This is a genomic window from Sporosarcina sp. E16_8, assembly GCF_017347095.1.
Lineage (GTDB): Bacteria > Bacillota > Bacilli > Bacillales_A > Planococcaceae > Sporosarcina.
In genome coordinates this window covers 12,713-25,989 of record NZ_JADPRZ010000026.1, presented here as the reverse complement: position 1 = coordinate 25,989, position 13,277 = coordinate 12,713, and the positions used below count along the sequence as shown (strand labels likewise).

Genomic DNA, 13,277 nt, shown 5'->3' with positions numbered 1-13,277 from the left:
ATAGGAAGTTGAGCAAATTGGCAATAAAAAGTATTGAATTTACAACAAAGTCATGTTTACTCGTTTGGATGAAAATAGGATAACACTACTATTCACTTAAGTTTATTTCATCTACTAGCTAAATAAATAAGAATAATTGCCGAAGACTATAGAGTAGTTCATTTAATGTAAGAGAAAGCGAAGGTGCTAGATATATGTTCAAATCCATCCGAACAAAAATAATTATGACAGTTATGGTGCTATTTCTTATCGGAATCTCCATTATGACCGTCATCAGCAGTACGCAGGCAAAAAATAGAACCGAAGAGAATGTTGTTAGTTCAAACGGTGCGCTCATTAATGAAATGGGTTTTGCAATTGAGAACCTCCTTGGACAATACGGCAAAGGTCTGGCACAATTGTCGACTTCTAGTTCAATTACTAACTTTGCTCTCGAAGATAGTGCAGAACCAAAAGAGTTTCTTGACACTCTTAATAAGGAGCTCTCAGGATTCTTAGATTTGTACAGTGATGCACTAATAGTTTACTTCTCGAATCCCGATCACCATATCAATTTTCCGTATGAAGATCTTGGTCCTGATTACGATCCCACTACACGTGACTGGTACTCAAACGCTGCCGCACATCCTAGTGAAGTCCAGTGGTCCACACCCTATATCGACAAAGCAACAGGAGATTATGTAATCACCGCTTCAATAGCTGTAAATGCGGGTGGTAAACTCATTGGAGTGGTAGGAATCGATTTGCAACTCATGACACTTAGTGAGAAAATTTCATCCAGTGAAGTTGGCTATAAAGGCTACCCTGTCGTATTTGATACAGAAGGGACAGCAATTGTACACCCTACATTGCAAGGCGAAAATCTTATGAACCTGCCTTTCATCGCGGAAATGTACCAAGACGGTAAGGAACAAGGCTCGATTGACTATGAATACGAAAGTATCTCTAAAGTGAATGTATACTCCACAATTCCAAATTTCGGTTGGAAGATTGGTGCTATCTATGATAAAAAGAATATTAATCAGATTGCAAGCGACTTACGCAACTCGATGTTACTTGTTGCTTTTGCCACACTTCTAGTTATTTTTGTCGTACTCTACTTCGTAATCAGCCGGACCATCAAACCGATTGTCAAGTTAAAATCACTAATGGATTCTGTTTCAGAAGGTGATTTGACCGTTCGTTCCGACATCAAAACAAATGATGAAATCGGAGAACTTAGTGATAACTTCAATATTATGATCGATAACATGAACGCCATCATTACCGTCGTCAACGGCTCTGCATCGAACGTCCGGGCAAGCTCCGAAAGTTTAAGCGCAGTCGCGGAAGAAACGAATGCATCGGGCGAAGAAGTTGCGCACGCAGTAACTGAAATTGCACATGGCGCGTCCAAATCTGCTGAGGATGCTGAAATCGTAACTGAAAAGTCCTATCTTCTAGGGCAACAAATTAACGAAATCACAACGAAAGCCGGCGTGATGTCTGACATCGCAACAAAGGCCGGTGAAATGAATACGAGTGGTCAAGGTCAAATGCAAGAGTTGAAACTGTCCTTTAACGACTGGGAAACCAATTTACAGTCCATGTCCGAAGTGATTGGTACACTTGAAAGTAAAGTGAATGCAATCGGCGGTGTCATGGAAACCATCACTCAAATTTCATCTCAAACGAATCTACTCGCACTTAACGCCAGCATCGAGGCAGCACGCGCTGGCGAACATGGCAAAGGATTCGCGGTCGTTGCGGATGAAGTTCGTAAACTCGCAGAACAATCGGCCCGTTCAACAGAAGAAGTAAAAGTGACAGTCCAGGAACTTCAAACAGAATCTAGGCTCGTGTCCGAGCAAATGAACGAAACGCGTGAGAACTTCCAACGTCAAGGCACAGTCGTAACCGACACGGAAATCACTTTCGGTGAAATTTCAACATTGATGTCTGACATGCAAGATTCAATCGACGCAGTGTACGAAGAAATCCAGAAAGTCGCGACACATAAAGATGACGTCGCTGAAACAATCCAAACAATGGCGGCAACTTCACAAGAAACAGCCGCAGCCTGTGAAGAAGTAAGTGCTTCAACAGACGAACAGCTTCGTGCGATTCAATCTGTAACTGATGCAGCGGAGACGTTGACGGAGTTGAGTGAGGAATTGAGTTTGGCGGTTCATCGGTTTAAGGTGTAAGAATTGGAAAACCACTTAGGCTATTTTGCCCTAAGTGGTTTTCATTTCCACTAATTTCTCAGTGGACTTTATAAAACAACTTCAAACTTTTATATCCCCGGATCCATCAATGACATAGCCTATTGCCGATTCTACTTGATTGAGCGGATCGTAATTACGTAAATCTTCAAAATCAAGACCCGTAATCGCCTCAATTTTTGAAATGGGTACTTGATAGGTTTTATAGTCACCGTAAACAAATTCCAAATCATCAATAAGATTTTTTTGAGTTTGTAAATAAGCAGTTGCAGATAAATTTCCATCTTTCTTAACAATGACGGCTATTTTCCAAAACTCTGCCGGTATCTGAACGCCCCTGTAAATAATGTCATCCTTCCGAAAAACGGGTCCAGTAAACACTGTCACTTTAAGGTTCGAGTTTTCGGCATTGTCCAAAATATAATTCTCCAGATCCAGCCAACTTTTTTGATTCAACTTACTATCCTGAGGAGCACAATTTGTAAAATGGAACGTATCCTCATTTGCCTTTTTTGCAGAATCTCCCCAAACAGGATCACGCCGACGGACAAGATGTCCACGATCAAGCGAATTATTTTTATATAATTCAGGGCCGCACTGGTACTCTGTTTCAATGCGGGGATCGAGATACCATTTGTCATTACGTCCCATCTGTATCAATTGATTGCCGTCAATATTCACCACCGTATAATAGGCTAAACGGCGTGACTTGCTCATGACAATTGAAAAATGCGTATAATGGAGCACATTGCTTCCGTCTTTTAACTGGGCAATATCCTGTTCAAGATCAGACGGGAATATCGGGTGTTGTACTTCATAATCATCACCAAGAAATTGAGTGTCATAACCTCTCGATGATTCATACCAGGAATCGCTTAACCTCTGGACTTCCATCTCTTCAGGGGGATAATCGGGGACATCCCACCCCTTCACGATGTCATACAATAACAATTTTTGACCATTAGTCAAGCTACTGCCTTGCTCCACGACAAACTGGATAATACTGCTTATGCGAATCCCTTCATTAGCAATAAATTCAGACCGATTCTTTGGATCTGGAACGCCTGCATGGTGGAGGGAAACTACAATCCATTCGTCATTATAGACTGGTGAACCTGAGGATCCGGGCATAGTATCTGTTGAGTAGTGAATATAATCTTCAAATACATCCATAATTTGATTTTCTCTGATTGCTATAGCTTTGGGGGCACCCGAAGGATGTTGAATAATTGATACACATTCGCCAACCAACCCTTTGCCCGTTTGCGAGATGAGTGGCAAGAACCCAAAATCGCTTACTTTTGTGCCATCAGCAGACACTTCCTCTATCGCGACTAATGTGAAATCGAGCTTCTGATCCGTTATAAAGAAACGCTCAGGTGTTAATCGAAAGCTTTTCATCGGCCTATCATTTAAGTCAAGATCAACTTCATAGTTAAATTGCGCAACACTGAACTGAGCCGTATTGTAATTCTCCAAAACATGATTATTTGTAAGCAATAATGATGGTGAGACAAGAAAGCCTGTAGCATGTCCGAGAACTCTGCCTAAACGATCGCGGATCTCGATTCTACAAACAGGATTGGCTGCTTGTCGTCCTGCTTCAAGATATGAAATTGGAAATAAATCATTTTGGCCAATAATACGTTCTATAGCAAGTCCATCACGTGGATCAATAATCGCTTTACGGGATGCGACTCGCTCAGGCGTATCTACTTCAAAAGGATTTTTAGTTTGCAGTTCACTAGCAATTCGTTCACGTTCACTAGAACGAGCGATGTAACGCTTCAATGCTTGTTGTTGTTGCAAATCTACAAGATCCATAGTTAGACTTTGAAACTCATCCAGTCGTTTAATCGACATGTTTATCCTCCCTAAATTAGTTAATCGAGCTATCCAAGTTGAAGTGAAGATTTACTTTGAATCCGCTTCGGCTCCCCCGCTAAATTTATACACGTATCCAGAAGTCTAAATTAAACATTATCTTACAGTTGTGATTATTCTAACACTTTTACCGTTTTTTAAAAAGTTACTTTTCCAGTGTATTTCAAGAAACTTTTAAACCAATAATAATCCACTATATGACTTTAGCCATTCGAAACCTGTTTTCATTCCTTTTATCTGGTCCTTATGAGTGATTAAAGGTTTTAAGAAATTCAAAAAACGTTTTGGACATTTTTCTGTCCAAAACGTTTTTCATTTTACTTTCCTATATAAGCTGTATCTTGATTCCGGTTTATTTATGCATAAGATATGGCAGACAGTTACGCACTTCCAAATGAATGAATGTGAAAACCTATGACAACATACGTACTACTAAGCTTGTTCACCTAACAATCTGGTTAATGAATTGCTTTAATGACGGTGTCGTTGTCAGCCATCTATTCCTTAACAAGAAAAAGTAACTGCCCCCCCATCGGCAGACGTGTGGACAATTACTTTTTTCTTCTCGGCCACATGCATTTTCTATCCAACTATTTACACAGTCGGACGATATGCAATATCGACCATTAGTACATCTTCTAGTCTACCATCTTAGGACTGAATGTTCAATTACTTGTTTATTTTTTATTGTATGTCTCGTTTACATTTATATAATGAATGACCAATAGGAGCGCAATAACTCACTCCTACAAGCATTTGTTGCCCCAGACACCTTCATACTGAGACATTAATCACCAATTAAACTTGACTCAATTCATTTTCAGTAGCATGTGTATTTAGGACTTACTCAGACTCAATCGTTAAGCAATATGCACGTATAACATGTAACAAGTCCTACTAATAGAAAAAAACTCTTTTAGTATCTCTGCTGCACTAGTAATTATGCGCTAAACAACTTTCCTTTTAAATAAGACTTCCGAATCGTTTATTCAATTTACTCATTATTTAATAGACTGAATAATCAGGTCATGATACAATTCACATTAGGGGACACCCATAATTTTCCTTGGTTTATAATGTATATGAACTATACGTTCCCTGAACCATTGCTGCACGGCAGAACGATAAAGGCGTAATAGGAGTAGCTGCTGAAGCAAGTCTACTTCGTGTAAAAGTATTGAATATAAAGCGGAAGTTATCTTTATGTCGCTCAAATGATATAACTGGAATTTAGGTGGCAATCAAAAAGAGATAAATCTCCCCTTCACAAAGTATAAAGGCTAGTCCCCAGAAATTTTCCGGCATTTCCTGTAAAAATTCAGCATATACATATTGATTGTACATATACATAATAGTAGGGCTAACTCTATAATTTTTTACCCCTACAGTAACTGCATCTAGATTTCAATTCAGTTACGGAAAGTGCATGACCGATTGTTGAGCACTTCCGATTGAAAGGAGGTGAAAACCAGTGACAACATACGAAATACTAAGCTTACTCATGACACTATCTGGTGGATGGATTGCTTTTATGTCGGTGTCGTTGTCAGTTATCTTTTTCTTATCAAGAAAGGAGTAACCGCCCCCCATCGGCAGACGTGTGGACAATTACTTCTTTCTTCTCGGCCAAAAACTTTTTCTGCTCAACCAGTTACACCATCGTACGTTGCGCAATATCGACCATGATTTTGTCTTACAGTTTACTAGTGTAGGACTGAGTGCTCAAACGCCCAGTCCTTTTTTATTCTATGTCTCATTTTTTATATTATGATGACTTGCCGTCGGAAGTGCAATGCTTTTCTGCTAGATTAATAACCATGTCTAGATTTCTTCATACTTAGTTATTAATGATAGATTGTGGTTGCGCATATTGGACCTATTACGGCTCACTCAGTTGGTTCCGTTCAATTATAGTATGTAACAAGCACTACAAATAGAAACAACTAGTTTACTATCTTCACCGCAACAGTGACTAAATACTGATAAAATCCCTTTTTAATTAGATTTCTAATCCTAGGAGGAGGTATAAAATGGAGAACATTGTTCATGTAATTCCATACGAAGTAATTTTTCAAGTGACAGAGGTCAATGAAGTTCCACCTGGCGTGGAATTAATTCAAGCCCCCGCAATTTGGAAGGAAACTAAAGGGAAAGGTATTACGGTTGCGATCTTAGATACTGGATGCGATAGTAGCCACCCCGATTTACAAAATCAGATTATAGGCGGTCGGAACTTTACGGACGACGATGGAAGCAATCCCGATATTTACCTCGATTACAATGGACACGGCACTCACGTCGCTGGAACGATTGCTGCACAAAAGAACGATAAGGGCGTAGTCGGAGTAGCTCCTGAAGCAAGTTTGCTTATTGTAAAGGTATTGAATAGAAAAGGCTCCGGTCAATATGACTGGATTATCGCTGGAATCAATTATGCCATTGAACAAAAAGCGGATATCATCTCTATGTCGCTAGGCGGACCAACTGATCTGCCAGAACTTCATGAAGCGATTAAAAAAGCCCTAGCTACTAATATTCTTGTAGTTTGTGCCGCCGGAAACGAGGGTGACGGTGATGATTCAACCGACGAATTCGCCTTTCCAGGCTGTTATAACGAAGTCATTAGTGTAGGTGCTATAAATCTTGAACGGAGCCCTTCCGATTTTACCAATTCTCATAATGAAATCGATCTAGTTGCTCCGGGTGAAAAGATCCTCTCTACCTATTTAAACGGGAAATTTGCAACATTAAGCGGAACGTCAATGGCTGCCCCCCATGTTTCCGGAGCGCTAGCCCTCATCAAAGGATTGGTCAACAACAGCTTCGGTCGAGAACTTTCAGAGCCAGAGCTCTACGCCCAGCTAATTAAAAGGACCGTTCCTCTAGGATTCTCACCGAAACTTGAAGGTAATGGACTTGTTTATTTGACGGTGCTTGAACACTTGACGAATGTATTTGAGAAAGAAAGTAAAAAGTTGGTTTTGAGTTCGCAGTGATTTGAATAAAAGGGGTGCTCTAGTATTTTTTCAGACGTCTGTAATCAAAACGCGGTCCGGAATTTCCGGGCCGCGTTTTATTATCCAAATTTAAAAACCATACCTGTGCATGATACGACGACGAACCATTCACATATGTGAATAGAAACGTAAAACATTTCACTTTCAATTATTTAAACCTTATTGAAGGAACAACAAAAGCCCAAGGAAACTATTCCAAGGGCTTTTGTATGTCAGTGTTGATACTTTCCTTTATTCGTTTTTAATTAAAATCCTGCTAAGTACTGTGTCGGCACTGTTGTTTCTTTTCTCAATTGCTTAGCAGCTTCCAATGTCCAGTAAGGATTTCTCAGCATGCCTCTACCAACTGCAATCAGGTCTGCTTCTTCATTCCCGATGATTGCATTGGCTAGATGTGGATCATCCAATCTACCGACAGCCATGACTGGAATCTGAAGCGCTTCTTTGATTTGTCTAGCTAACGGTACTTGGTAAGCTACATGCGTTCCAGGTCTCCCCCAAGCTGCGATTTGACCCTCACCACCAGAAGAGACGTCAAACATATCCACTCCAGCTTCCTGATAAACGCGAGCAAACTCAATGCTTTCGTTTATTCCATAGCCGCCTTCTACATATTCCTTTGCAGAGATACGCATCATTAGTGGCATATCGGCAGGCATTTCCTCTTTAGCTGCTTGAATGATTTCGCGGCCAAACTTGGTCAGATCCTGTCCATATTCATCTTCCCTTTTATTTGTAAGTGGGGAATGAAATTGATGAATTAGGTAACCATGTGCTCCATGGATTTCAATTGAATCAAATCCAGCCTCAACCGCGCGTCTTACCGCTTTACGGAACTTCTCCACCATATCTTTTACTTCATCTGTTGTAAGCGCTCTTGGTGTTTTGGACTTCTCGTCGAATGGTATTGCAGAAGGCGCTACGGGCACAATTGCATCTTCTGCTTTACGACCAGCATGTGCAATCTGAATCCCAACCTTAGCTCCATAGCGATGACAAGCTTCCACTATCTTCGCCAAGGCAGGTATTTGATCGTCAGACCATAAACCCAAATCATAATCCGAAATTCTTCCGTCAGGCTCGACATCCGTCATTTCAATCATGATAAAACCAGCCCCACCGATTGCCCTGTTGACATAATGCAAATAATGCCAGTCATTGGCAACGCCATCTTTCTTTTCAACGGAATATTGACACATCGGTGGCATGACAACTCGGTTTTTTAACTCCAAATTCTTTATTTTGAATGGACTAAACAAATCTTGCATTGCAAAAACTCCCTCGTTTAAACTATATGCATTACACATACATGTATATTAATGCTATCTATTCTCCTTGTCAAATCAAAGTGCTTCTATTGAGCACTTCGATAGACCATGGAGTTTTATAGCTTTTCTACTAATTGTTTCGTTAATCCTTCAACATCAATAGCAGACAGCTGTACTCTTAGTATTTCACGGAAAGAGACTAGACTTTTTTGCAGCTTTTGCTCACCTAGGTTTGTAAGCTGAGTATAGGTACCTCTACGATCATCTGTACAAACATGCTTTTCTAAAGCACCGCAGCTCTTCGCTTCCATATTACCCACTAATCTGGAAAGTGCACTCTGACTCAATCCAATCATCTCTTGCAATTGCTGTAATCTCAGTTTCTTGTCAGGAGCCAAGGAAAGATGATAAAGCACGTAGAACTCTTTTAGGGATAGACCGTACTCAGCCTGCAGCACGTTTTCCAATTCTTTCTTCACTTTATTTTGTATAGAGTCTATCGATAACCAGTAATCCATAAAATCATGATTAGTTGTCATATACTATTCCACCTATTCTAAATCAAATAATTCCGTACTTCAAACTTAATTATAGACTAATCATGCGTTATACTCAATTCAAACCATATGCATGCAGCAAGCATATAGTTTGAATCTGCCTCTTATGCTTGTCATAATTGAAAACAATAAAGGGGATGTGTATATTGTTGTACGAATCATCTCGCTTTTATGCAGGAACCTTACATGAATTATAAAGAAATGAGGGATTGGTATGAGTAAAGTATTCATAATCGGAGCTAACGGTAAAATTGGTAAAAAGTTAGTTACGATCTTAAACGAGACCAACGAGCATGATGTGACAGTCGGATTGAGAAACGAAGAACAGTTTCCCTTCTTTGAAGAAAAGGGTGTAAAACCAGCTTACTTTAATCTGGAAGACGACGTGGATACGATTGCAGAGACACTATCTGGAGCAGACGTGGTTGTATTTACAGCGGGGTCTGGAGGTAGTACTGGACCGGACAAAACAATCATGATTGATTTAGATGGGGCAGCAAAGTCTGTTAAAGCAGCAGAAAAAGTCGGTGTACAACAGTTCATCATGGTAAGTACGATGCACGCCGATGAGCCGGAATACTGGACAGTAGAAGCAATGAAACCTTACTTTATTGCAAAACATTACGCAGATCGCATTATCAAAGAAAGTTCACTGAACTTTACGATACTGAGACCAGGTGCGCTCTCTGATAAGGAAGGAACCGGCAACGTCACCACAAACCCAGCCGGACATAATTCATCCAAAATTCCACGTGAAGATGTAGCTCACGTAATAAAGACAACCATAGATAATAAAGCAGCTTATGGAAAAATAGTAACACTGCTTGAAGGTGATTCTCCAATCAGTGAAATCTACAACTAAAAGATTTACGTAAAGAACCGATGGCCTTTGAATAGCGATTGAGGATGCTTGTAGAGAAAGTATTTACTTATCTCTACAAGCTTTTTTATTTACTATAATCCAATGTTTGTCTATCTTAGTGACCCGTAGTTATGTAAGACATAACAATGACCAATTCACACAAACGAATAGACATACAAAAGGGTTAGATCTCTGTCTAGACGCCTGTCCCTTCATTTTATAAAACAGTTGTAGTGGATTTGCAGTATAGCGACATTCAATGGCTCCCTAAATTTATATGATTGGCACTTCTCCTATCCCCTGAAAACAATGGTTTTATTTATTTCCAACTACTTTTCATGAATATGATGCACAGCAGATATTTGACGTTAAAAATCACTTTAATAATTCTACTATTCCCTGGTTCATTTGATTAACTTGGGTAATCATTGTTTGGGATGTTTGTAATAATAGTTGGTGTTTTTTTAGTTGTATGGTTTCTTTTGCAACATCTACATCTTCCACTCTAGAAAGTGCACTCGTTAAATTCACTTCATAATTTTGGACATTTTGAAGTGCATGTTCTAAACGGTTTTGATAGGATCCATACTCCGACCTTCGTGAACTTATCAATTTTGAAACAGTATCAATTTGTTCTAGTGAGTTCATTGCTTCACTGTATGGATCAACTAATAGATACCCAAGTCCAAGTTTATCCATTCTGCAATCGTATAAGGGTATTGTTATTTGGTGCCCCTCATTCGGGCCTACTTGAATATTCAATGGGAACATTTTGTCATCTTCGTTCGAACTTCCACTATCCTCTATAATTACTTCGACTAGCTGTTTCAGTTCATCTGAAAACTCGCTGCTAATATCTAAATATAACCCATTAGTTGGGATGGACAGACGCTCTAATTGATCTTTTGTAATACTATCTTTTGGACCAATAACATTTAATTTAATAGTTGCTACTGATAACCGTTTGGCTATTTCCTCTATATCATAAATGGATTTCCCATCCCCGCCGTCCCCATCATCATTATCATGAACCATAGCATCTGTTATAAGGATGAAATTCTTGGAAGCTGATTCCCTAAAGGGATATTTTAGTGCCTCATGTATTGCTTCCAAACCTGATTCCGGAAAATCCCCACCGCCATTAGCTACCAACTCATCCAAATAAATTTTAAAATCATCTACATTAGAGGTGAAAGGATAAACAACAGATTTAATTCCCCCGTCTGTTGGTGATTCATCTTTATAGTCAACAAGTCCAATTTGAATATTAATACCTGCAGTGGATATGGAGTTAACAAACGAATCGATATTTTTCTTCACATTACTAATGGCAGTTCCCATACTCCCTGTAGAATCGATGAGGAATACAATATCCGTCATTCCTAGCGAAGATCCTGGAGGTTTATCTATTACAGGGGGACGAAGAACCTTCAGCGTATTAAATTCTGTATATTCAACAATGTCATCTATTGAACGTTTAATTTCATCTATTTCTTGTTGCACCATTTTCTTATCTTGCGTACTTAATGTATCATTCGACCCTTGAATGATTAGCTCTCTAATTCTGATTAGATTTGGATTTTGTATTTGTCCTAGCGCAGCTTCTGCTGTTTGTAATAAAGATATCCCATCTTTAATATTAAGTTCTGCTTTTTGAAGTCCTCTTATTTGCGCTTTCATTTTCTCGGCAATTGCACTTCCAGCTGCATCATCAGCTGCTTGGTTTATTCGTAGGCCTGATGATAATTTTGAATAAGAGTTTTGAACACTTGCATTCGCATTTTGGTACTTATTATATGTATTAAGAGCTGAATTACTATGATTAATACGCATATGTTCTCACCTCAACGGTTATATTAGTCTATATAAATGGTATTTAACACAACTTTACTCACTCTTCAAAAGCCTTATTCAATCCTTTGTTGCTATTATATCACTAGTTATTTTAACAAACGCCAAAGTATTCAAATATAAGTAAATAATGCCAATTATTGTAAGTGGTTTGTTGGTAAGTTAAAAAACCAATATTTCCGGAAAAATTACCCCAACATGAATTGATCCCTATCGTATTTGGCTACAAATAACTCTATATTCTAGCTCTCCGCAGCAAGGGCAAGGCACTTATTTTGTACTGGTAACTGAAAACCCCTGTTTCAAACTTTTAAATTATTCGATAATCTGATATGTTAATCATATTTTTTGGGGGATGTCTTCTGTATAACCACTTTGAATGCTTATACATAAATAGGTGGCGTTTTCCCTATCTATAGGCTCTAATGACAGTACAGTCATCAAGCCTTGGACGGATAACCCCATAAATCATTGGACCTTTGAATGCAGCATTAACATTAATGCCGAGTTGTACATATCATAATCCTCCATTACTGTTTCTCATTAAAACTCGTATATATCACATATTTCATTGCATTAGTATGTAATGAAATATCTTCACTCAGCAGATACTTCTATACACACTCTCTTTTTAAAAGTAACCCTTTCTTATCCCTTCACCCTAAAACCAGGATTAGATTGTGTCCATCCTCCATCCGTATGTACTGATGTATCCCCATCACCATCAACCCAAATTTGAGTTCCGTTTGGTAAGCTCCTCCAGTGTGGCTCCACGTGATGGCTATTCGGATTATCCACCAACGTCACTTCGCTTGCAGTCGTTGATAAACCAGCGTCTGTCGTTACACTTGCAGAATGATCAGAACCAATAGTTTGCGATTCACCATCTGCCCCATCTATTAAATCAATCATCCCAAACGCCAATCCAGTTACGACCGAAAATTTAACTAATCCTTTAGCACCATCCTTCAGACGGCTGGTGTCTCCATCTACTATCCCACCTACGACGTTCACTCCATTTTCAGCCACATTAAAAATTGTGTGAACGGCTGCTTTTGCAGTATCACCTACTGCCTTGCCCATATCACCCAATCCAGCATTTAGCTGCTGCTCATCTTGAGTAATGATTCCAGCCGCAACATCCCATGTACCGCTAGCCGCTTCGCCAAGCTTTTCGCCAGCAAATGAAGATGCTTTCTTAATGCCGTCTCCGATCTCCTCGATAAATTCGCTTCCCGTCAATTCCCCTATTACATTTACCGTTCCCCCTACAATTCCTCCTGCCACTTCTCCAACAAATGAACCTAATCCCTTCAAAAACCCCATCTTTTCACCCCATCTAAATTAATAAGTAATTGTACCTAATATAGTTATCGGTCAAATTAAGGACTTTTTTAGTAATAACTGATAAATTTCTTATATTTGGAACACAGACGTTGAATGTGGTGCGTATTTGAGAACAAACTCAAAAAAACATGAGCGACCCGTGCCTGTGCAAGATACAACGACAAAAGATCCACACATATGGGTGAAAATACAAAAAAGTCAGAAACACTCCTAGATGTCTGACCCTTTTTTCCGTATTAATTTAACTTTATTTTCGAACCCAATTCTTCATTTTCACATTACCTTAC

The 13,277-nt window shown here is 39.3% G+C and carries 8 protein-coding genes; 3 read left to right on the top strand and 5 right to left on the bottom strand.

Annotation, left to right across the window (positions count from 1 at the left end):
• Positions 1 to 194 precede the first annotated feature (194 nt).
• On the top strand, positions 195 to 2,186 hold the full coding sequence (locus I2484_RS14115; protein WP_207151682.1) for a methyl-accepting chemotaxis protein: 1,992 nt from the start codon (positions 195 to 197) through the stop codon (positions 2,184 to 2,186).
• An 81-nt stretch (positions 2,187 to 2,267) separates the two neighbouring features.
• Here I2484_RS14115 and I2484_RS14110 read toward each other — a convergent pair whose 3' ends face one another.
• A complete protein-coding gene (locus I2484_RS14110; RefSeq protein ID WP_207151681.1) occupies positions 2,268 to 4,067 on the bottom strand; it encodes a DNA/RNA non-specific endonuclease in 1,800 nt (599 codons plus the stop codon).
• A gap of 2,051 nt (positions 4,068 to 6,118) precedes the next feature.
• Here I2484_RS14110 and I2484_RS14105 point away from each other — a divergent pair.
• The gene (locus I2484_RS14105) at positions 6,119 to 7,084 is read left to right on the top strand and encodes a S8 family peptidase (protein WP_207151680.1); all 966 of its coding nucleotides are present in this window, start codon (positions 6,119 to 6,121) and stop codon (positions 7,082 to 7,084) included.
• 266 nt (positions 7,085 to 7,350) lie between these two features.
• Here the strand turns inward: I2484_RS14105 and I2484_RS14100 are convergent, their stop codons facing one another.
• Both I2484_RS14100 and I2484_RS14095 read right to left on the bottom strand, forming a co-directional pair.
• The gene (locus tag I2484_RS14100) at positions 7,351 to 8,373 is read right to left on the bottom strand and encodes an NADH:flavin oxidoreductase/NADH oxidase (protein ID WP_207151679.1); all 1,023 of its coding nucleotides are present in this window, start codon (positions 8,371 to 8,373) and stop codon (positions 7,351 to 7,353) included.
• A gap of 116 nt (positions 8,374 to 8,489) precedes the next feature.
• A complete protein-coding gene (locus I2484_RS14095; RefSeq protein WP_207151678.1) occupies positions 8,490 to 8,912 on the bottom strand; it encodes a MarR family winged helix-turn-helix transcriptional regulator in 423 nt (140 codons plus the stop codon).
• A gap of 232 nt (positions 8,913 to 9,144) precedes the next feature.
• On the opposite strand from I2484_RS14095, the gene I2484_RS14090 reads away from it, so the two are divergent.
• Positions 9,145 to 9,792 (top strand): SDR family oxidoreductase, encoded by a 648-nt coding sequence (locus tag I2484_RS14090; RefSeq protein ID WP_207151677.1) that lies wholly within the window; start codon positions 9,145 to 9,147, stop codon positions 9,790 to 9,792.
• Positions 9,793 to 10,167: 375 nt separating this feature from the next.
• On the opposite strand, the gene I2484_RS14085 is transcribed toward I2484_RS14090, so the two are convergent.
• On the bottom strand, positions 10,168 to 11,625 hold the full coding sequence (locus I2484_RS14085) for a flagellin N-terminal helical domain-containing protein (protein ID WP_207151676.1): 1,458 nt from the start codon (positions 11,623 to 11,625) through the stop codon (positions 10,168 to 10,170).
• 666 nt (positions 11,626 to 12,291) lie between these two features.
• Positions 12,292 to 12,969 carry a hypothetical protein gene (locus I2484_RS14080; protein ID WP_207151675.1) on the bottom strand — a complete coding sequence of 226 codons (678 nt, stop codon included), beginning with the start codon at positions 12,967 to 12,969 and terminating at the stop codon, positions 12,292 to 12,294.
• Between the last annotated feature and the right edge of the window lie 308 nt (positions 12,970 to 13,277).